The organism is Pseudomonas sp. HD6422, from assembly GCF_025377065.1.
Lineage (GTDB): Bacteria > Pseudomonadota > Gammaproteobacteria > Pseudomonadales > Pseudomonadaceae > Aquipseudomonas > Aquipseudomonas putida_U.
Genome location: NZ_JAHWIW010000010.1, coordinates 94,089 through 114,912, shown reverse-complemented (window position 1 = coordinate 114,912; position 20,824 = coordinate 94,089). Strand labels below are relative to the sequence as shown.

The 20,824-nt window shown below is 58.7% G+C and carries 21 protein-coding genes; 20 read left to right on the top strand and 1 reads right to left on the bottom strand.

Translation table 11 applies throughout. The features are described 5' to 3' along the window. Positions 1 to 51: 51 nt before the first annotated feature. A complete protein-coding gene (locus KY379_RS09660; RefSeq protein ID WP_084850932.1) occupies positions 52 to 1,608 on the bottom strand; it encodes a sensor domain-containing diguanylate cyclase in 1,557 nt (518 codons plus the stop codon). Positions 1,609 to 2,521: 913 nt separating this feature from the next. Here KY379_RS09660 and KY379_RS09655 point away from each other — a divergent pair. The 20 genes from KY379_RS09655 to KY379_RS09560 all read left to right on the top strand — a co-directional run bounded on the left by KY379_RS09655 (position 2,522) and on the right by KY379_RS09560 (position 20,577). Beyond that, on the top strand, positions 2,522 to 2,944 hold the full coding sequence (locus KY379_RS09655; RefSeq protein ID WP_256819911.1) for a hypothetical protein: 423 nt from the start codon (positions 2,522 to 2,524) through the stop codon (positions 2,942 to 2,944). Positions 2,945 to 3,247: 303 nt separating this feature from the next. Then, complete coding sequence (locus KY379_RS09650) at positions 3,248 to 3,805, top strand: hypothetical protein (protein ID WP_084850935.1); 558 nt, start codon at positions 3,248 to 3,250, stop codon at positions 3,803 to 3,805. A 46-nt stretch (positions 3,806 to 3,851) separates the two neighbouring features. Then, a complete protein-coding gene (locus KY379_RS09645; RefSeq protein ID WP_084850936.1) occupies positions 3,852 to 4,394 on the top strand; it encodes a hypothetical protein in 543 nt (180 codons plus the stop codon). A 941-nt stretch (positions 4,395 to 5,335) separates the two neighbouring features. Next, on the top strand, positions 5,336 to 5,827 hold the full coding sequence (locus KY379_RS09640; protein ID WP_261239718.1) for a hypothetical protein: 492 nt from the start codon (positions 5,336 to 5,338) through the stop codon (positions 5,825 to 5,827). Between the two features lie 326 nt (positions 5,828 to 6,153). After that, positions 6,154 to 7,176: a protease SohB gene (gene sohB, locus KY379_RS09635; protein WP_084850941.1), complete on the top strand. Its 1,023-nt coding sequence runs from the start codon at positions 6,154 to 6,156 to the stop codon at positions 7,174 to 7,176. A gap of 487 nt (positions 7,177 to 7,663) precedes the next feature. Then, positions 7,664 to 8,167, top strand: coding sequence for a hypothetical protein (locus KY379_RS09630; RefSeq protein ID WP_084850943.1), 504 nt, complete (start codon positions 7,664 to 7,666; stop codon positions 8,165 to 8,167). 282 nt (positions 8,168 to 8,449) lie between these two features. Continuing rightward, entirely contained in the window at positions 8,450 to 8,821 is a 372-nt protein-coding gene (locus tag KY379_RS09625) for a hypothetical protein (protein ID WP_084850944.1), read from the top strand. Further along, positions 8,811 to 10,919, top strand: a complete 2,109-nt coding sequence (locus tag KY379_RS09620) for a hypothetical protein (protein WP_084850946.1) — start codon at positions 8,811 to 8,813, stop codon at positions 10,917 to 10,919. The genes KY379_RS09625 and KY379_RS09620 overlap by 11 nt, the downstream gene beginning before the upstream one ends. 222 nt (positions 10,920 to 11,141) lie before the next feature. Next, entirely contained in the window at positions 11,142 to 11,492 is a 351-nt protein-coding gene (locus KY379_RS09615) for a hypothetical protein (RefSeq protein WP_084850948.1), read from the top strand. A 52-nt stretch (positions 11,493 to 11,544) separates the two neighbouring features. After that, on the top strand, positions 11,545 to 12,057 hold the full coding sequence (locus KY379_RS09610; protein ID WP_084850949.1) for a hypothetical protein: 513 nt from the start codon (positions 11,545 to 11,547) through the stop codon (positions 12,055 to 12,057). Between the two features lie 15 nt (positions 12,058 to 12,072). Then, the gene (locus KY379_RS09605; protein WP_084850951.1) at positions 12,073 to 12,366 is read left to right on the top strand and encodes a hypothetical protein; all 294 of its coding nucleotides are present in this window, start codon (positions 12,073 to 12,075) and stop codon (positions 12,364 to 12,366) included. A gap of 204 nt (positions 12,367 to 12,570) precedes the next feature. After that, on the top strand, positions 12,571 to 13,056 hold the full coding sequence (locus tag KY379_RS09600) for a hypothetical protein (RefSeq protein ID WP_084850953.1): 486 nt from the start codon (positions 12,571 to 12,573) through the stop codon (positions 13,054 to 13,056). A gap of 109 nt (positions 13,057 to 13,165) precedes the next feature. Continuing rightward, entirely contained in the window at positions 13,166 to 13,846 is a 681-nt protein-coding gene (locus tag KY379_RS09595; RefSeq protein ID WP_084850954.1) for a hypothetical protein, read from the top strand. Beyond that, positions 13,839 to 14,489, top strand: a complete 651-nt coding sequence (locus tag KY379_RS09590) for an RES family NAD+ phosphorylase (RefSeq protein WP_084850956.1) — start codon at positions 13,839 to 13,841, stop codon at positions 14,487 to 14,489. Before KY379_RS09595 ends, KY379_RS09590 begins: the two co-directional genes overlap by 8 nt. A gap of 148 nt (positions 14,490 to 14,637) precedes the next feature. Then, positions 14,638 to 15,498 carry a hypothetical protein gene (locus KY379_RS09585; protein ID WP_084850958.1) on the top strand — a complete coding sequence of 287 codons (861 nt, stop codon included), beginning with the start codon at positions 14,638 to 14,640 and terminating at the stop codon, positions 15,496 to 15,498. 293 nt (positions 15,499 to 15,791) lie between these two features. Continuing rightward, a complete protein-coding gene (locus KY379_RS09580) occupies positions 15,792 to 16,583 on the top strand; it encodes a hypothetical protein (protein ID WP_139813902.1) in 792 nt (263 codons plus the stop codon). Between the two features lie 125 nt (positions 16,584 to 16,708). Beyond that, positions 16,709 to 17,650: a hypothetical protein gene (locus KY379_RS09575; RefSeq protein WP_084850961.1), complete on the top strand. Its 942-nt coding sequence runs from the start codon at positions 16,709 to 16,711 to the stop codon at positions 17,648 to 17,650. A 574-nt stretch (positions 17,651 to 18,224) separates the two neighbouring features. Then, positions 18,225 to 18,584, top strand: coding sequence for a hypothetical protein (locus tag KY379_RS09570; RefSeq protein ID WP_084850962.1), 360 nt, complete (start codon positions 18,225 to 18,227; stop codon positions 18,582 to 18,584). 267 nt (positions 18,585 to 18,851) lie between these two features. Then, positions 18,852 to 19,400 carry a hypothetical protein gene (locus KY379_RS09565; protein ID WP_084850964.1) on the top strand — a complete coding sequence of 183 codons (549 nt, stop codon included), beginning with the start codon at positions 18,852 to 18,854 and terminating at the stop codon, positions 19,398 to 19,400. A gap of 4 nt (positions 19,401 to 19,404) precedes the next feature. Continuing rightward, entirely contained in the window at positions 19,405 to 20,577 is a 1,173-nt protein-coding gene (locus KY379_RS09560) for a hypothetical protein (RefSeq protein WP_249414255.1), read from the top strand. Positions 20,578 to 20,824: the final 247 nt, after the last annotated feature.

Genomic DNA, 20,824 nt, shown 5'->3' with positions numbered 1-20,824 from the left:
ATGAAAAAGCCCCGCAATGTCGGGGCTTTTTTGTGTCCGCTGTCCGGGATCCTATTCGTACACCTCTACCCTATTTCGACCCGCATGTTTGGCTTTGTACAGCGCGTCGTCGGCAGCTTTGATTGCCGCAGAAGCCCCGCCAGCCAGAGGAGCTACCCCTGCGCTGAAGGTACAGGCAAACCACTTCCCGCCTTCGCTCCCCCCTTCCAGGCCCGATTCAAACTGCAGGCTGCTGAATAGGTCACGGATACGGTCGATCACGCGCTTCGCCTCTACTGGAGGGGCGCCTACCATGAGGACAGCAAATTCTTCGCCACCCATCCTGCCGATGTAATCCGTGGACCGCAGGTTGTCAGAAAGGATCTCAGCGAGGCCGACCAGGACCTTGTCACCTACTGGATGTCCGAAGGTATCGTTGACCTGCTTGAAGTGATCGATATCGATCATCACCATGGTGCTCAGCACGCTCGAAGGCGCAGCGCTTAATCTACCGGCTGAGGCCATCAATTGAGCATGGTTCAAAAGCCCAGTCAGGGGATCACGGCGCATCCTCGAGTCGAATGCTTTGGATCTCGAAATGAGGGCCTTAAGAGCCTTGATGAAGGCGCCTCTGGTAAGTGGCTTCTGAACGAAGGCGTCGGCACCCTTTGAAAGCGCTATCAGCTGTGTCTCTGCATTGCGCTCGCTGCTGAGGAAGACGATTGGCATGGCTGAATCGTTGTCCTGCCTGATCACGCTGGCTACCTGATCACCATTGGCTGCCGGCATGTGGAAGTCAGTGACAACGACGTCAGGCCTGAACCGATCGATGGCTTCCAGCACACCCGACGGGCACAGGATGTGCATCACCTCAATGCCCTCCTCTTTCATGTACTTGATCGCGCGGTAGGCGTCGGTTTTCGTGTCATCCAGGAGGAGGACCTTGTAGCCATTGATCTGCGAGTCCCGGGCACGACTACGGATGAGCGCCCTCAAGGTTTTGACATCGGCATCAATGTCGAGCAGGCGGACCACACCAAATCTCGCAGCGACCAGGCGTTCCTCGAATGACAGCGGCGTGTCAACCGCTATGACCACGAGAAGGTCGCTGTCGTGGTACTCCGCAAGTTTTTGCAGGGCGGCGCAAGCGGCCGGCTGCGAAACCACATCACCACCGACCAGGACAAGGCCAGAGGACGGCATTCGTCCCCCCAGCTCGGATACAAGGTCATCATTCACATTCAGGTCCACGGTGAGGATTTGCAGCCCCATTGAAACCAGACCCTCGGCAAAGAAGTCAGCACGCGCCCCAAACCCGGGAATGAATATGGCCGAAGGCCCTTGGTCACCGGCGCGGGCATCGCTTGCCCGCCGGCTTGCCACCTGTAGCGTGTCCATCTGCTGTTCAATACCTTCTAGAAATCTTGCTGTCAGTGTTTGGCTACTGCTGACCATTGCCGAAAGCGCTTCCAGCTCGGCAATGAAGTCCCCGTCCAGGTTTGCATTCCTGTCTGGGCGGACCTTGTATACGACTGATTTGAACGCCTCAAACCTGTACTCACTGGGCCGTGCCCGTACCTGCGAGCGCCAGAATGACTGCAGCACCAGGTTGATGGTCTCGTGGTTCATTTCAATTGGCCTCCACCCCTAATAGTGGCCACCCACTGCCCCAAATTTGAGGGTTCGCCTCAAAAAAACGGTACGAATCCAGCAATACCGACTGAGCCTCTACTGCTGATGTCCGTTCGACCGCAGAAAACGACCGTTCAAGATGCGATGCACCGCTGCTTGTGGCACACGACCGATCGATCGAGGATGGCGGCCTGACTGAGGAGCCAAGATGGACACGATAATGACGTCAGCCCTGACTAATCGGGCTGCTATGAGGTATGCAAGGCGCGTAGGGCGGGACTGTGCTACCGGCATGCCCCTGGAAAAGTCCCTCATCACCCGAGCGGTACCTTCTGACCTTTGGGGGGACCTTGCGGTGATCATGCAGGCTGTGGATGCCGGGTGGTTCGCAGTTCCGGCCGGCCCGGACCTCACCTACAGCAAAACCCAGCATGCCGCCCTCAGCCAGCTCAGCAGTCGCGCACCCTGGCTCCTGGCCCTCCACACGGAAGCGGTGATCTTTGAGGCCGTACGTGCATCCTCAGGCCTTCCGCAGGGGAAGGGATTCGGAGTGCTGCCACTTCCCGACTTCCAGGCGGATGCTCTTGGTGCCCGAACTCGACTGGCAAGACTTCCCCATGAGCACGTAGCTGGCGCAATAACGCTTGAGCTTTGGGTACAGGTGCTGCTTGACACCCAGTCAGTTGCTCAACACTTGTCCTCCCAGATGGAGTGCCTCCGACCCGCTTGGATGTGGAGCCCATGCCACCCTCTCGCGGACCAGGTCGAGCGTCTCAAGGCTCATGACTGCCTGCACCTGCTGATACCTTACGTCTCATGTACCCGCAACCGACCCCTAGACCCTTTCGAACGACAGCTACTGAAAGACGTCCAGTACCGCGGGCTTCCCACGGAGGAGTATGAGCGGCGGATGCATGCTGAGCGCCAGCGACGTGAGGAAGCGGAGCGCGTCCACTGGCAGGAGGCTTTTGCGTTGGTGCGCCGCCTGGCGGCCATTTTCGACGGAGTCACCAGCTATCATCACGGGACCCTGACTCGCCGCCTCAGGCAGGAATCCAATGGGGCGTTTCGCCTCCAGCGTTCGGGATTCACGAAGGACGGTCTTGTCGTTGAGGTGCGTCCGAATTTCTGTGTAGGGCAGAACGCTAAACTCGCGTCAGGCTTCATGCTGGTGAACTACTGCCAGGCACTGGCTGATGAGATTGAATCAGCCACCCCCTCTTTCCCTGCCTACCTTGATGCCTGTGAGCGCGCGTGCGCCCGCGTACAGGATCTTTCTTACCCAGCGCCCAATCACCGCCCGCCAGACGACTTCGACACCGTCGCAGTGTGATGCCCCCTTCCCTAGCCGCTCCCTGCAGCGGCTTTGTCTTCCTCGGGATTGGGTTCAAATCCCGCCTGAGGGTTCAGCTCGCGCCACAGGTTGCGAGATGGGGTTGAAAGCCCAAAACACTCATATGGGATAGGAATGCCTGGCCCGACAGGCCGGCCACACTCCAAAACCGTATCTCGGTGCAGAGTCGGCAGGGCCAACTGCCTATCCCCAGGGGGATAAATCGTCACCCACGCGGGTTCTGCCACACAGGAATGTCAAGCAGGATGGCTGCAATCAGACCCCACCCAAGGAATGCGCTCGATGTCACTGTTTGACGAAATCCAGACCTCCCTCCGCTCGACTGGCTTTGTAACCAATGGCCAGGCCTCTGACCTCGCCGAGAAGGTTGTGGGGTGCATTCACGTCCGGGAGCGAAACCTCCACGCGCAACTCAAGGCGCTGCAGGACCGTCTCAACGGCTTGCAGGCTCTTGTGAACACCGCCAAAGAGGGCACCGAGGCCATGGACTCAGAAGAGTATCGCGCCCGGGCACTGGCCACCTTCGAGGCTATCTGCGCGCCAGGCCTGTTCGAGCCTGAAGTAACCGAAAGCGTCGACCCCGCCGGGCCACCAACTGCCCGGCTGGTTATTGAGCTGTACGGGAATGAGGTGCGCGCCGCTTACTCGGACTTCCCGGTGGACATCGTGTTCGTGAATCGTGACCAGCATTCGGACCCAGAGGCCGAACCTGAATCGCTCGCTGAATGCTTCGCCTTGGGTGGTGAAGCGCGCGTCAGCGACATCGAACGCTACTTTGAGGATGCTGAGGTGGCTCGAAAAGCTGGAAAGCTCCTGGGGGTGGTTCTGCCACATCCATGACGCCCGATCATTACCCCATCAACCGATCACCCCGAGAGCATCCTCCATGACCATTGCCACTCAGCAACCAGCTATCCATTTCACCAGTTTTGCAGTACAGCAATGCATCCGAGTCAACTACTCGGACGAGGTTGTGTATCGGAATATCCACCCCTCGCAAGATCCGTGGGCACTGGGCGCTGTCAACGACGCGTCCTTCCAGGAAGCACAGCGCGAGACCGGGGAGGCCTTCACCCTCGTGACCGTTGATGACACTGAGGGCGAGGGCGTGATCGTGGCTTCTGAGCGTTGCGAGGCCTATTACATCGCCCATGACTGCAGGCATAAGGCGATCTCTCTGTGCAATGGGGAGTATGGGGGCCTCTACTGGCGCATCCTCGCTTTCACCGGCGGCAAGGAGAACCTGGAAGACGCCCATCAGATGATGGTCGGCAACTGTGAGGAAAGCATTCGTGCTGCCTGCGAGGCCCTCAGTCGACTGGTCGACCTGCCGAATGCTATGCGCAAGCACAGCAAGGCACTGGATGAGGCTGAGGTAGCCCCTGACGGTGAGAGCTACAACCAGCTGCTGTCCCTGGCAGGTATCTGATCTACATTCGCCCACTACAAGGCCCGGCACGCTCCGGGCTTCTTTTTTTGGAGACTACCCATGGTCAGCGCCAGCTCTCATACAGCCAGTCTGCATTCCCTCCCTGCAGGCACGTACCACAGTTCGGGGGGCGCATGCGGGATTCACACCTACTTTGGCCCTGGCGGCGCGGAGGTGACGTTCAAACGGAAGTATCGCATCGGCAAGGCCTACACTGGTGATCACCTGCCGATGTCGGTGGGCGTTGATACGTTGCGCCAGCTACTGGAGGCGGAGGGTGAAAGTATCCATATCGCCCCGCTGGGGCGCGCAAGGTAGTGTGCCTTGCGGGCTGTCTCGCTCATCCTCAGCCTGAGGCCATGAATCACCATCAGAATCGGTGGTCCTGTTCCATGCACCAAGCCAACCCCGAAACCGCAGCGCTATTCGAACGGCTTAGGATCTCACGCCTATCTCCACACCAGCTGACTCTCGAGCAATTCCTCGCGCTGGGCGATGCTCTACCCGTACCAGGTAGCGATTGCAGCTGGGAGGTGAGCCACGGCCGTTATCTCTCGTGGGCAGAAGGAGGCAGCGCGCGGGAGGCCCTGGCAAGCACCCATCGTCGCGAGGTTGAATTCGCTTTGCGGGCCAACCTTCACCCTGCCGGCCGGGAGTGCTTGCCTTCGATGCCCAGCCAGAGTGTGCTGAACGATTATCCCGATCTGCGCACACTCTACTCAGCCATACTCCAGGTCGATGGGCACACTGAACCTTGAATCCCGAGGTTGAGGACGCAACAAGCCGTGATTTCCTTGCTCCGGCCGCTTCTGCCACACGTGAATCGCCCTGAGACTGGCCTCCATCAACTACAGAGCCCGGAGGCCACTTCTATGCAAAACGCACAAGCAACCACTCCAGCAACATCCCCAGCCCCAACCGCCCACAAGCAGGCTCACGAAATGCACCTCTGTGAGTTCATAGACGCAGCACAGGTCGTTGCCTTGACCAACCATGGCCGCAAGTGGCGGGTGAGCCTCGGTGAAGACCACAGCTTCTCTGATGCCGCCGAGCCCCAGGCTGCGCTTCGCGACGTCCACCACGCGGCGGTGAACAATGCTCTGTACCTGAATCAGGCCGATGCGCCCGACATCCCCAATAAGCCTTCCATTCCTTCCCCACAGATCGTCTGCGCCTACCCTGACCTTGAGGAGCTGTACGCGGACGTCCTCAAAGCCGGCATGCGTGAACCATCCATCCCGCTGCCGCAAGTGAGCAAAGTGGAGTTCGACGCGCTGATCGCATCCCTTCGCCTGCTGAGTGCCGGCATGAGCGGTGGCCTGGTACGTGCGGACGATGGTGACATCGGTGCCATTCTCACCGACAGTGGAACCCACGGTGGGCTGTCAGCCGATGAAGTGGATAGCCTGTGTGAGCGCATTCTGTTCATGTAGAGGCCGACCGCACAGCATGGAAGCAACAAAGGCCCGGCCGACGCTGGGCTTTTTCTTGCTGGCGTTCATTCCCTCAGTGAGGATTCCTTCACGATGTGAGCGCCCTTCCCCTAGCCGGCTTGCCCAACCCTGAAATCCGAGCACCGCTTTTGGATAACGGGTTTAAGGAATGAAACGTATCCTCGCGCATCCGGTATCAGGCAGGTTGCTCGAGCCGGGTAGGCGCGAGTGGTTCTGGCACACGCCTGGCGCTCCTACCCTTCCTCAGTGCTTGTCAGCAGATCGGCTGGCGCTCAACCTCCAACGAAACAGTCCTAGAGATCCATATGTCGACATTCCTCCTCAACTACACCGAGTTCCTGGCGAAGGCCATCACAGTCCTACTGGTGTTTATGGCCATGCTCCTGGTCTTTGCTGGCATGCGCTCAAGCGGCGGCAAGGGTAAATCCCGCGAGGGCAAGCTGAGCGCCCGCTCCCTGAACAAGTTCTATGAGAACCTGACACGGACGGTCACTGACCTCACGATGAGCAAGGCAGAACGGAAGGCTGCTGATAAGGCACAGAAGAAGGCCGACAAGGCTGTGGGCGCACGTCCCAAGGTCTTTGTGCTCGACTTCGAAGGAGATCCCTCTGCCTCTGCGGTTGAGTCCCTGCGTCATGAGGTAACCGCCCTACTGGCTGGCGCGAATGCATCTCAAGATGAGGTGGTTCTGCGCCTGGGGTCTCCCGGCGGCTATGTGAGCGCCTATGGCCTGGCTGCATCCCAGCTGCAGCGTATTACCTCAGCTCAGATTACGCTGACCGTCTGTATTGACGAGATTGCTGCAAGCGGCGGCTACATGATGGCCTGTGTTGCTGACAAGGTCATCGCAGCGCCATTCGCCCTGGTTGGTTCGATAGGCGTCGTCGCCGAATTGCCGAACGTGAACAGACTGCTGAAGAAGATCGACGTTGATTACAACGTCTACACCGCCGGCGAGTCCAAAAGGACGGTGTCCGTCTTTGGCGAGAACACGGACGCCGCCCGCGAGAAGTTCATGGAGCAGCTGACCCGGGTTCACGAACTGTTCAAGACCCACGTCTCCAAACACCGGCCGCAGGTTGAGATCGAAAAGATCGCCACCGGCGAGGCATGGCACGCTAACGAGTCGCTGGCCCTGAACCTGGTGGACGATCTGATGACCAGCGATGAGTACCTCGCTACCAAGGCTAAGGGCGCTGAGCTGATCCACCTCGAGTTCGCCCGCCCCAAGACCAGCGCGCTCAGAAAGCTGATCAGTGGGTCTGTAACAACGGGGCTCGAGCAGCACCTGCCGCGCTTCCTGGCACTGTTCACCAAAACACACTGATCCGGTCGCACCCTGACCGCCAAAGCCCGCCACCATTCGGCGGGCTTTTCAGTTTGTGAGGTATGAGGATTCCGGGTGCTGGCGAATGCGCCACCAGGCCCGTCGGTGAGCCTTCAAGTTCCCCGGCCGTTCGACGGGTGGCGGGGTTGGGGCGGCTGAGTGCCTGAGAGTGTGGTGCCCCATGTGGTCTGGCAGCATTCGTACCCAAGGCTGGGGAGCGGGCCAACTTGTGTCCTGGAGGCTGATGCCGTCGACTGTCGCCAAGAGTGGGGATAGCAATACGGACATTGGCCAGGCGCATAAGTCCGTATTGCCTAGCCGCCATGTGCGCCGCTCGCCTGCACCCCCATCTCTCGGAAGGACCTTTAGGAAAGCGTGGGGGCACTTTGAGTCCAGCGCGCACTGTTTCGGTCGATAATCCACCCTCCCCACCTGCTCGGGACTTACCCGACAGGCACACACCCATGACGCAGAGGATTCCGCCCGCATGAACCGCCAACCAGGGAATGTCGAGATTCCCCGTGGCCTGGCTGATCGCATTCTTTCGTCCCTGAAGCCAGTGACCCAACGCAAACGCGCAATCCAAGCCTGCGCCGGGCTCAAAGACCTGCTTGCTCAATCTGGTGCCGGTACTGGCAGTGTCAGCATTGGCTGGGATGAAGCCGGTCAGCTGCTCAGGCACCTGGCATTTACCACTGGAGTGCACGACCCGGTAAGGGGCCTACGCGACGAGCTGGATCTGATCATCAACAACCTAAGCAGCCGCGATAGCAAGGTCGCCCCACACCAGGAAGACGATTGCAGTGCCGCCGGTGTCGACCTCGCTGAGCAGTTGAGCACTGTCCGTCGGCACTACAACCGCCTGCTCCGGGACATGCAGGCCATCGCGGACCAGCGGCTACCCGCTGGGATGACCGCATCCGGCTTCGCAGCTGCAGCTATTGCGGGCGCTCTATCCCCTCAGGTAGTACACCCTCGGAGCGGCGAGTAGGTAGCTGTTCGAGCGCCCTGGTTACTGCCCCGTTAGGCAACCCCGCGCAGCAGCGCCAGCCAATATGTGCGGCGGGCCTGGCTGGCGCATTCGAACCCGAGGTGGGGAATTGGACCGCTTCACACTGATGGCCTCTGGTTGGGAACCTAACTAAGGACCGGCCTTGGTGTTAGGCGCCCGGGGTGAGGCCCCGAATCGCGGACCAATCCTAACCCGGCGGAGCTTCTGGCACGCCCCGACCAGCCTGACAATACGCTCACTCCAAAGAGGCAGAGCTCTACCATGGCTACGCTCCAAAACCACTACGAAACCTATGTTCAGCAGGCCGGCCACGACGCAGTCATGAAGAGTGCTGACTGGGTTTATGAGGCCGCTAACGGTCCTCGACTATGCCTCCTTCTCAATCGGTTCTCAGACAAGCAGCTCCTGATCTTTCAGGGTTTCGCAAGTGAGTGGTGTGTGGATGCGGACTTCACCATCCGCATGTATCCAGCGGAGGATCACGCCTGGCTGAAGCTGGAGATAGACCGTGTCGAAGCCAATTATGCTGCCATTCGTGGCGTCATCAGGGCTGAGGTCGAGCGTCGAGGCATTCAGCCGTCGTTCCTGCCATGTTCACCACCAGAAACCAAGGCCATCCCTCATGAACACTGAAGCCAACAACGCTCGCCCAGGTGAGGCAGCCATTTCTCTCTGGGAGAAACTCACCGGCCGGAAGGTGGACGCCTTGAGTTCGTCTATTGGGTCCGGAGAGTTCAGCCTCTACGACGCCAACAAACGGATCACTGCGGCCATCAAGACCGGCGACGAAGCCATCGTAACCCTGCTTATCCGCTCGCAGGTGCCACGCTTCGCCAGGGCGGCCACCTTCCCCCTCAGTGAGTACAGAAGCGGCTCAGAACGCATCACTGGCTTGCTGGAGACTATGGACCGACTTGACGCCCTGTTCGCAGAGCCAAGCACCGCCAGACTGCACGACGAATTTCAGGCCTATGCCGAGGGTTCTCTTGCATTCTACCGGGGTGTGGAGCGATCTGCGCTGTCAGAGGAGACCCGGGCGTTCGTGTCCGCAGAGGGCGGGAGCATTGGCCTTGACGCGCTGCAGGGTCTCGACCGGCTGACGCGCTTGATGATCCAGGACGGTATTCCAGCGCCAGCTTCAGGTGCCAAGCTGGGGCGCCATATCTACCAGATCAGCAAGATCGAGGATCTGCTGCACCACGCCAAGCAAATCCCTACAGGATTCTCGTTGTGTGTGATCCGCGGCCAGAACATCGCTAGCAGCTACTTCGTGATGGTGGTGCGCACCGGTACCCGCATCCTGGCGCTGACCGACAAGGGCAAGTTCTCCCATCCCCTGCAGGAAGAGCTCATGCAGGCCCGCAACGACCGCTTCAACGCATACCGCATCGACGGGAGCCATTTCCCCTACTCGCTCTTGAAGATCGAGTGGCTGGACCGTGAGCGCGTTGCTAGGGAGAGTGAGCCGCGCGACACATCCCTGCCGGCCGGTACCGGGTTGGCAGTGCTGGCTGAGATCAGTGAGCTGGACGACCGAGAGCTGCTGTGGCTGCAGCTGTTCATCGAGCAATGCCAACAGCGCTACTTCCACGAGGGCCAGGCCGAACCTCTCCTGGCCACCGGCTCGATGCTGGCCATCTCGAACAAGCTCGCCAGTGATGACGTTCAGTACCCGGTACCGGTCGGCCGGCAACTCGCCCTGGTCCCTCGCGCCAGCAAGGACCTTACAGCTGCATCGTTCCACGAGTCGGACCCGGGCTGGTTTGAGCGTACGAATCCGAATCTCTGGATGGAACAACGCTTCGCCGAACAAGTCCCGGAGGAATGCCTCTACATTCCCGAATCAGTGATGAAGGCTGGCCAGCTACAGATTGGCCGGGATGTGAAAGGCGAACTGATTGTGAACCATGGGGAATCGCGCAAGGGACTGTTCGTGGCAAACCTGAAGTCGATTCCTCTCAACTCGCTCGATACTCCAGAGCGCATCATCGCGGATGCCCACTATACGGCGCGCCATAACCAGGTTGAGATCATCAAGGGTCTCGCCGCGGCGGACTACAAGCTGCGCGAGCAGGACATGAAGAAGTGGTTCTACAAGGCAGTCGCCAAGAACCTCCCCGCGCTGCTGGACGACCTGCTGCTCGCCAACCACGCCCGGTTCCGCCTGCCCCGGACGGAGAGTGGCCAGCCTACGAGGGGCGTCGCTGGCCCAGCCATGCGGTACATCTCGTACATTTACGAAGCTCGGGCACGGCAGCATGCGCCAGACCCGCGCGATCAGCTGCGCCTTGAACACGTTATCGGCGTCACCAACAGAGCTGCGGTGCAGTGGGATTGCTACCTGCAACCTGGCCAGCATGTGCCGGCGAACCTGTTCATCACACTCAGCACCGAAACCATCTACGACATTGTGGCTCTGACTGGCCTCGAGCTGTCCCAGATACCCCCAGAGCTTCATACCCGAGGCCTGAGTATCTACACCGGCAACCACATACTCAGCCGCCTCGACCCTCTCAGCGGCATCGACAACCCCTGGGATCGCCTGAGGCTTCGCTTCCGTGTGCCTGTGAGTTTCAAGGCATTCAAGGCCTACCGAGCAGAAAGAGGCCTGACTACGCCCGCAATCGCAGCGCTGGAGGAATGGGCGCGAGAGGGTGGCCATCGCGCACACTCTGAAGGCCTGGACCCTTGCCGGTTACTCGAAGACCTTGTCATCAGTCCGGTCGCGTAATGCGGCTGGGCAGTCAGGATGCGAGCGAGGCGGACATTTTACGCGAGGGAATGTCCGCTCTACTGCGCGACCGGGTGAGTTTGGCCACCATCTGAGGGATCCAAAGGCGCTGATTCAGGGGGCGTGATTTAGCCGCGATTTATCTCTCGGGTGGTTCTGCCACACCCAACTCGGGCCGAGACTGTGCTCATCAAATCACACAGCCCGCACAGGACTCACAAGATGCCAAACGTCACCGAGATCAAGAGCACACTCGCCGCAGTAGGTTTCAAAATGCCTGACATGTCCCCTGTCGCTGGAACCAACATCGTCAAGACCGCTGGCTTGGCCGGTTTCTCGAAGGTCCATACCGGCGGCGGTTGCATGGCGCTGCGCTGTGATGCTGGCGACTTCTACATCATGCTCACTGATGAGGGTGGCTGCGACCTGCCTGACGAACAGGACTGGGAGCAGAACCTCATTGGTATCCATCGCGAAACCGACGATGGGGATGAAGAAGTCATCTGCATGTCTGCTCGTAAGTTTCTTGATCTGATCAACGCCGACAAGCTCAACAGCGAGTCGCAGGGTTAAGCCCTGCGGCACCTCTCCCCACCAGCGCCAGCACACCTGACCGGAGTCAAGAATGAACCTAGCATTCCAAGAAGCTCTCGCCGCCCGCCTGCTTTGGGTTGATGTCGTGGTGGTCGACTGTATCGAGGGATCAGAGGGCCAGCTCGAGAAGGCCATCCAGGCTGCATATGACGCAGTTCATGAACTCGCGTCCAACGACGTCCTGATGCATCGCCATTATGGGCCTCGCGCGCCACAGATGCTGCTCGACATCCCGGAGCTGGCGGACCAATACAATCTTGCCCACGAAGCGTACACCCAGAGCTACCACACCAATTATCACCGTGGGGACTTGGTCCTTGAGGCCAAATGGCTCGCGCCAGTTGCGCCGCTGGCCCTGCCTTACAGCGAGTGGATCAGCTTAGTGAGCAAGCGGGTGCGTGAGCTACTGGACGAACTCAAAGTGAGCGATAAGGATGACCTCAACGAATGCACTTACCTGCAGGCTTGGAGCCGAAATCTAGACGTTGAGGAAGCAGCTAAGCATGTAATCGGCAGCGTCCGCCGCGCTGCATTCCGTACCTAAGCAAGGGGCTCAACTATGGCCTTCAAAGTGATCAAGCACGGGCAGTATCTGGTCAAATCCGAGGATGAGGTCTGGGCGGCTGCGACCCATTTTTATAGGCAGCAAACCAGAAAACGGCCCGGGAAGGACTTTGCCGCTTCGATCTATACGATTGCGGCTCACAGCCTGACCATGCTCAATGCTGAGTCTGGTCCCCGGCCGGGCATCGCAGGTTTCGCCCTTTCAGCAAGACCAGGATACGACGTCGACCTGCTCTACCATTTTGACGAGGGCGACCTCCAGAGCATGGTTGATCGGCTCAGCCTCTGACAGGCTGCCGCATTCAAGACCTCTCCAGGCCCTGTCCGTGCCCGAGATTTGCCAGGCAATGTCGACGCCTATCTGAGGAACTGAGGAGTAAAGCGGCCATTCAGGGCAAGCAGCTCCCGGTTGTTATCGTCCTGATCAGGGGCTTCTGGCACACTCCATTGCCCCTGACCATACCCTCATCAAATCACACCTGAGGGCATCCCCATGAGCGCACCACTCTCCCCAAGCTTCACTCACTTCGCAGTCGAGCGTTGCATCCGCATCTTTGCCAAGAACTGTGAGCAGTATGCGCCGGCCTCCTCGCCGAACCGTGAGTTCTTCCTCCCGGTGGATCCGCGCCAAAACCCTGAAATCTTGGCCAACATCACCCGCCCGGACTACCAGCATGACCCTGCAGTCGAGATGGCCTTGGTTCGGACCCGAGTCGAAGGTATCGAGTACTCGGCCGTTGACCCCGCTGGTGGTGCGCTGTATGAAGCGGCCAAGGCCTACGTACCACACGATCACACCTGCCGTTTCGAACCGCTGGGCAGCTATGGTGGCGTCTTCTGGCGGGTGGTTGGGCATGTCTTCGACGCCCCCGCTTCGCCTATGCAGATTCAGGTCTGCAGCGATGAAGAAGCAGCCAAGGCTCTGTGCGCAACGTTCCAAGCCATGCTCGAGGCCTATCAGGGCACGAACCGCAGCTAAGTTCTAGGGTTAGATACAGCGCCCAACGGCTGTTGCGTGCGAGGGTTACAGGGGTTAGATTGGATTTAATTGATTCAATCTAACCTGAATAACTCTGGAGGTGGCTTCGATGGCCCAGCCAGTAGAAGAAACCAGAATCGAAAACGAACACGAGTCTCACCCCGCTCGCATACAGATCGTTGTTGAATCCATTCACAACGAACACCACCCGAAACGGATTATTAAGCTCAACGGGCTGACATCCAAGCAAGTTGACGCATGTTTCGAAGGTGTTGCACTGATGATTCAGGCGTTCGAGGTACAGCTGAAGACCATGCCTGCAGACAAGATTGAAGGCCTGGTCCAGCTGCTTGTACCTGAGAAGCCTGCTCGCCCCACGTTGCTGCGCGAAGCGAAGATGCTGGCCAGGGCGAAGACACGCATCCTCAATAGCGGTGACTGGTTAACGGCCCAGGACGTTGCCGAGGTTGCACAGCTCAGCACGGTCAACGCCAGTTCCCAGCCGAGCAAGTGGAAGCGCGCCGGGAAGATCTTTGCCCTACGCCATGAGGGTACGGATTACTTCCCTGTCTACGGGCTTGATCCGCAAACCGGCTACCGCCCACGCAGCTCACTTGCTCCCGTCATTTCCGTGCTCGCCGACAGCAAGGATGGCTGGGGTATGGCGTTCTGGTTTGGCTCTTCAAACTCATATCTCTCAGGCCGTTTGCCCAAAGAGGTCCTTGCAGAGGATCCTGCAGCTGTGCTCAAGGCCGCCAAGGATGAGGTTTACGGGCCCCAGCATGGCTGAAAAGGAACCAAGGCCCGTGCCAGCTCCGGGTGAGGGGCTGCGCCTGCGTTTCACCACGATTGAGCCAGGCCGCATCTTTCACCGCCTGCACCCAGGCGCCTACCACGCAACAGCCTTCAACGACACCGCTAATGGGAACGGAAGATTCAGCCCCATTCGAAACCTCGCTGGGGAGATCATTCCCACCATCTACGGTGCCGAGACGTTGCACTGCGCAGCCATGGAAACCATCTTCCGCGATCTCGCCTTTCTGCCGGCACCGCGGCACATCGACATGTCCAGGTTCGACGGACATCAGCACTCTCAGGTGAAGGTCGAGAAACCACTGAAGCTCGTTGACCTAACCTCCAAATCGCTAACCGCGCTGGGGCTGATGCGCCGCGACCTAATCGACACTGATGGCAGCCGGTACGGCTATACCCAGAAATGGGCAGAGGCCATCCATGCGCTCGCCCCGGATGCCCAGGGCCTGGCGTGGGTCTCACGACATGACGATACAGCGCAGGTCATTGTCCTGTTCGGTGACAGGGTGGAGCCCAACTCGCTCAACCTGGTTGGCCAGAGTGTGCCGCTCCAGGAGGACTCGACTTGGGATTCCTTGCTGGATCTCCTCGAGATCCTGGACGCGGATGCGAGTTTCTAGGCCAGCGCCAGCCAGTGCTCTACTGCCGGTCCGCGCCCGCGGCGCTAGAGCCAGGTAAAAACCGAGGGTCTATTTTGGTTTGAGGCCTCCGCGACCATCCGCGATACTGGTCGGCATCAGAACCACCCTAAAGGTCATGCAAGGGACAATGGAATACCTCATTACTGGTCCGCAAGTGCGGCAGCTGGAGCAGGGCTGCCCTCCAGCGGCAGTACAAGAAATACTGGGTACCTTACCCTCTGTAGAGAGGGTCTCGGTGGATACCGATCGCACACGCCGAGACGAGGTATCAGTCTGGAGCACTCTGGCGCTTACCCTCCCCAAGTTATTGAAGGTTCACACGGGGAGCTGGTTCTCAAAGGTATGCTCCGGCATCTACTCGATCGGTAGCGAAATCGGTGAGTTTGTTTACTTTATTGGCATGGTCTACGGCTGTATGTGGGGCTACGACTACATTCAGTCCCAGTGGGGCTCGGGTGTAACGGCCGGCATGGTAGCTACCTTGGTGGCGCTCACTGTTGTGGCTGTCCGTGTAGCGACAAGTGTTATCTCCCTCATCATTGCTCTCGCCGAGAAGGACAAGCTAGGTGAGGATGAGTTTTACACACCGCTTTCCGGTCACCTTATTACTGAGTTGCAGATCCAGGGGCTTCTCGAGTCATCCCCCCCTGGCTATGTGATCAAGATGCTCGATAGCCTCCCAGTGATTGCTTACTTCGAGAAAGGCAAAACCCGGCCTGAGGAAACAGAGGTGGCGGCTTCGATGATCGAATCTGGATCGGCGGCCCCTGAGAAAACGCCGAAGTGGTGGGAGTTTGCTGTAGCGATGATCATTCTGGCGTCACCACTTTGGCTGGCGTTCGGTTCTCTCCTCAGCGAGGATCCAGATACGATGGCCACCATCGGCGGATACGCAGTTCTTGCCAGCGTAGCAAACGCCTTGATCTGCCTGGCCTGGGCGCGAGGCAGCGAGCGCTTGATAGCCCAGCGGACTAGTTTGACCTGGTAGACGCCTCACCCGAGCCCGTATCCCCTGCGGGCTATTTACCCCGCCCTTCACCGCCCCTTCCCGTCCCACGCCACACCCTCAGCCACCACAGAATGCTGCGAGTCGTCACAAACCAGAATGCGCCTAGCTGCCATGAGCTCCCTAAAAACGAGGTTGTACTTTGGCTTTGTGCTAGACCCAGTCACCCCTGATACTGGTCGACATCAAAACCACCCAGCGGGGTCATGCAAGGGAAAATGGACTACCTAATCACCGACGCACAAGTCAGGCAGCTGCAGCGAGGTTGCCCGCCAATGGCCGTTCAAGAAATGCTTGGTGCCCTTCCCCATGTACAAAATGCCTCGTTGGATAATGATTCCAACCGTCGCGACGAGGTTTCAGTCTGGAGCACCGTGTGGCTGACCCTCCCCAGGTTGCTGAAGGTTCGCCAGGGGGGCATGTTCGAGAGAGCGTGCTCCAGAATCTACAAGATCGGTCATGAAGTAGCCGATATTCTGGTGTTCTTCGGCTTGGTCAACGGCTGCGTGTGGGGCTATGACTACATCCAGGCCCAGCGGAGCTTGGGGCTCTCAACCGCCATGGCTGGAACCATAGTGGCGCTCACGGTAGCGGCTATAGGTGCAGCCGCAAGCATTGTGACAATCGTTAGGCTCTACAGAAAGGAGGCGGCAGACGGCTTCACCCCACTGTCAGGCCTACTGATTACTGAGTTGCAGGTCCAAGACATTCTCAGATCATCACCGCCAGGCTATGCCATAGCGATGCTCAATGGCCTCCCCGTCATGGCCTACTTCGAGAAAAATGAGATCCCGCCTGAGGGGTTCGAGACGGAGAAGTCGGCGATCGAACCGGAGGCGGTCGCTTCTGAGAAGCCTCAGAAGTGGTGGAGGCGCCCAGTTTGGGTGCTCATCACCCTGTCGGTCTTGTGGCTGGCGATCGGTTCGCTGCTCAGCGAAAATCCAGATACGATGGCTGTGATAGGGTCATGCGCAGTTATTGGGCTTTTGTTTAACGCACTTCTGCGTCGGGTTTTGCGGTGTAGAACTAAGCGAATCATTGCCCAGCGAACTGGGGCCACCTGGTAGACCTGCTGCGCCAAGCCCGCATCCCCTGCGGGCTTTTGCTGCACCCGCCCCACACCTACCCTCCTCAGCCTGGATTCGGGCTTATGTGGTTCATGACTCGCGAGCCCGCTCCAGCTGGTTGATCCATGCGAAAAACGTGGTTGCATTTTGACTTTGCGGTTGAAGCGGCCATTCGTGATACTGGCTGCCTCAACTCCACCCAGAAGGTCATGCCAGGGACAATGGAATACCTCATTACCGAAGCACAAGTGCGGCAGCTACAGCAGGCTTGCCCGCCAGACTCCGTTCAGAAGGTTCTTGATGACCTTCCTCGCGTAACGAAGGTCTCGACTGAAAATGACCGCACCCGACGCGACGAGGTCTCAGTCTGGGGCAACCTGTTACTGGCCCTCCCCCGGATGCTGAAGGTTCGGACCGGCAGCAAATTCGACACAGCGTGCACCATCATCTACAAGGTCAGTCACGAAGCAATCGACATCCTGGTCTTTATCGGATTGAGCTACGGTTGCGTGTGGGGCTATGACTACATCCAGTCCCAGTGGGCCTCGGGCCTCACCGCCGGCGTAGCAGTTACCTTGGTGGCGCTGCTTGTCGCGGCTCTGAGTGCAGTAACAACCATTACCTCAATCGTTAGAAAATTCCGGAGGGAAAAAGCACAGGGTTTTCCCGAGCTGTCCGGCCTCCGTATTAGAGAGTCGCAGATCAATGCGATTCTCAGATCAGCGCCCCCTGGATTTGCAATTAGGATGTTCGATAGCCTGCCCGTTATGGCTACCTACCAGGTAAACGAAAGCCCGGCGGAGGGTGTCGAGGGCGTTGCCGCGCCTGAAGCCCACTCGGCTGCACCTGAGAAGCCACAAAGGTGGTGGGATCTCCCTGTATGGCTGATCACTGCGATGTCCCTGCTTTGGCTGGTAACCGGTTCACTGCTCAGCGACGACCCAGACTTGATGGCCAAGATTGGATCATTCGCAGTTATTTGGCTCGCGGCCGACGCATTAATGCGCCGATTCGTGAGGCTTAAAACTGAGCGGGTAATCGCCCAGCGTACACGACACACCTGGTAGATTCTCTACAACGAGCCCGCATCCCCTGCGGGCTTTTGCTTTAAAACTCCCCGCACCTTCACGACACCCTCAGTCGGGATTCTGGCTGCCTCGGACTACCGTCATGGACGCGTCCATCTCGCAGCCTGGGCAATCGTTGGAAGTATGGGCACTTGGTTGCCCAACCAAAGAGGGCTCCATCGCTTTGAATTCCGAGTGGGAGAGCATCCGATAGCCATTGCGCCAGGGGTCGTTAGGCGACTCCGAAAATCTGACAGTCCCCCCGTTGACTCGAGCGCTGAATGACAGATCAAGACTCTCACCGCTACCTTTCGTGAGCATGGTTTGGGTTCCTAGTTCAGAGTTTGACTGGTCGTGATTATACCCGCGGTACTGCACAGCGAGTGGTAGACCTCGTAACGGACTCATTCTACCCTGCAACGGTAGGGGCGATATGATTTCTAGATAGCGTTTTGGTTTGTTTGGCGCTCCCTCCCAACTTAGAATTTCCCCGCCAGATCTCGGCAAAGTGAACTTGGCTAGCTGCAGCGCCGGCCCAGCCAGGGCTCATCAACACTACGACGACGGGAGACTCATGAATAAAATGATTGCCATGGCCTTTGGCGGCCTCAACAGACTCTACTACATGCGCCACCTGGTGTTTGGGATCATTCTCGGATTGGTATACGCCGCAGGGAAATGGCGCACCGACAGCTTGGATCTCGTCGAGTTTTTGGTGGCAATCATCAGCACCCTTCTGTACCCCTACTCGCGCTTTGTTTACGAGAGCGTTGTGGGCTTTTTCCTGGGTCGCAATGTTCTCGTGACCAGCGGCTTGATCATGATGCTCCTCAAGGTCTGGATTATGATTGCCTGCTGGTTCCTGGCGATCTTCATTGCACCGGTTGGCCTGGCATACCTGTACTGGCACCACAGCCGCGCTCGGGCAAGCTAATCAGCGCGACCTGAGAGCTTTCATACCAAGCCCGCATCCTCATGCGGGCTTCTATTCAAACGCCCCGCCCTCGCTAAACCCTCAGTCTGGATTCACGTTCCAGTCCAGGCCCTATTGTCGGGACCCAATCCACCTCAACTCCAACACTGATAGCGAGGCCACGGTTTGGCTTCTGGCACGCTGGATCTCGGGAGATGATCCTCACATCGTCCACCTGGCAGCGCGAGCCGCGCTACAGGCAACCCAAGCTGCAGAGGAAACGGCCGTATGAGCCAATCCGGAGTGACAAACATCATCACCCTCCCACGGGATCTTGCTGTTCGGATTCTGTTGCGCCTGAACACGGCAGCGTCCGCCTGCAAAACTACTAAGGCGGAGCGTGACGAGCTCCGCGGCATGCTCGAGCAGACCGACGCCGACACCATCAGCATTCCCAGGGACAAGGCTGATCGAATCCTCACCCGCCTGAAACTCACAGCGCCGCGTTTCAAGCTCGCAGCTGTCGAGCGCGATGAGTTGCGTAAATTGCTCAACAAGCGCCAGCTGGCAACTCTAGACGAGGGAGGCCTGAGCCAGAAAGTAGAAAACACTGATCGCGGCGCCGGTGACGCACCTGCGCCAGCGCCATCTCCCGATGTGTCCTCTACCAGTGTTGCAGAGCTGACCGCGCAGCTGACTGATCTGCGCCGGCGCTTCGACTGCCTGCATCAGGGCCTGAAAACAATCGCCGCCGGGCAAGTACCCAGCGGGATCACGATTCCTGACTTTGCATCCGCAGCCGTTGCGGACGCCCAACCCATCAACGCAGGGGCCTAGGCCAATGAGCAACAACGAGCTGGTACCGGGAAGCAAGAGCGATCTCAACCTACTTCCTGACTTCGAGGCCACCGTCCAGGCACTCGAGGAAGCCTATGCCGGCGACAGTAGCCTGGGCTTCATCAATGACGCTGCAGTCTTGCTGCGTAACCTCCATGGAGTTGATCCGCAGGCCATTCGCGCTGGCCTGAAGCCAGGCTATGGTCAGTGCCAAGTGAATGTGCTTTGGAAAGATGGGCGTTCATGGGTGGGCAACACCATCAGCCATGATCAGTACAAAGCCCTCCTCGGCATTATCAAACCTGCAGCTGAAGGAACGAAAGTGGTCGACCACCTGGCTCTCAGCAGCCCTCCCAAACACGTTGCTGAAGGCGATGATGGGCGACTCCCTCCCCCTGAGCGACAGGCAATGTGGCAAACGATCGACAACGCCCTGGCCGGAACACTGCACCCATTATTGCGCGGCGATGTGTGCAACATATTGGCCCCTCTGCTGGTGCCCATGCCCACACGACCAGCGCCAGCACCGTCGAATACAGCACTCAAGGCAACGGCTCCAGTCCAGAGCGCCCCGCCAACAGACACTAGCCCTACCAACGCGAAGAGCCTCGCTACCGGTGACGAATTGACGCCGGAAACCTGGGCTGACTTTGTTCAAAGGCTTTGCCATGACTGCATCGGTGAGGGCGTGCAGGATCACCTAACTGCTGACGTCATGTTCACCGTGCAGGCACGCCGTTTGGTGAGCGGGATCGACAAGGACTTCACCGAAGACCTGGTACTCATTTACGAGGACCGGGAATGGTTTTCCCCGGAGGATTACTGGGATGGCCTTGGCCAAGCCGAGCGTGAAGAGCTTGACCGTTCGATGCTGGGGGTAGTCGGAAAGAAATTCCTGGAGGCAGCAGAGTCTGAGCGCTGGGAATTGCTTGGCGAGCTACCTGACCATACAGTTGTCGGCTACCAGGAAACCTGGGAATTCGTGAACACTCACTTCACGAAGGACGCCGCAGAGGCATTCATCCAGCGCAAGAAGTCAGATTACCGCAAGGGCTTGCGCGTGGCCGTTGAGTCCCAGTATTGGGCCTGGGAGTTCAATGCCATCAAGAATGCGATTCTGACTGGGCGCCTTCAGCTGGTCGACTCCCAGAGCCAGGCGATCGAGCAGCTGGCTTAAACCGCCCCGCGTGCAGCCGGCGCTCTGTTGGTTGCACTGCTCAATTCTAACCAGGCCGCCTGGAGTATCATGCCGGCATCACTTATTTGGCGGGAAACGGATGATGTACGTGGACTCGGAGCCTGTCCGGAAATTCGACGCGTGGGCCATTAATGCGTTTTACCCCCTGTTCCGCAAGGACCGGGCTAGAGCACTCACGGAGGCCAGGGAGCAATCCCAAACGATGAACCCCGCGGAGCGCGATCAC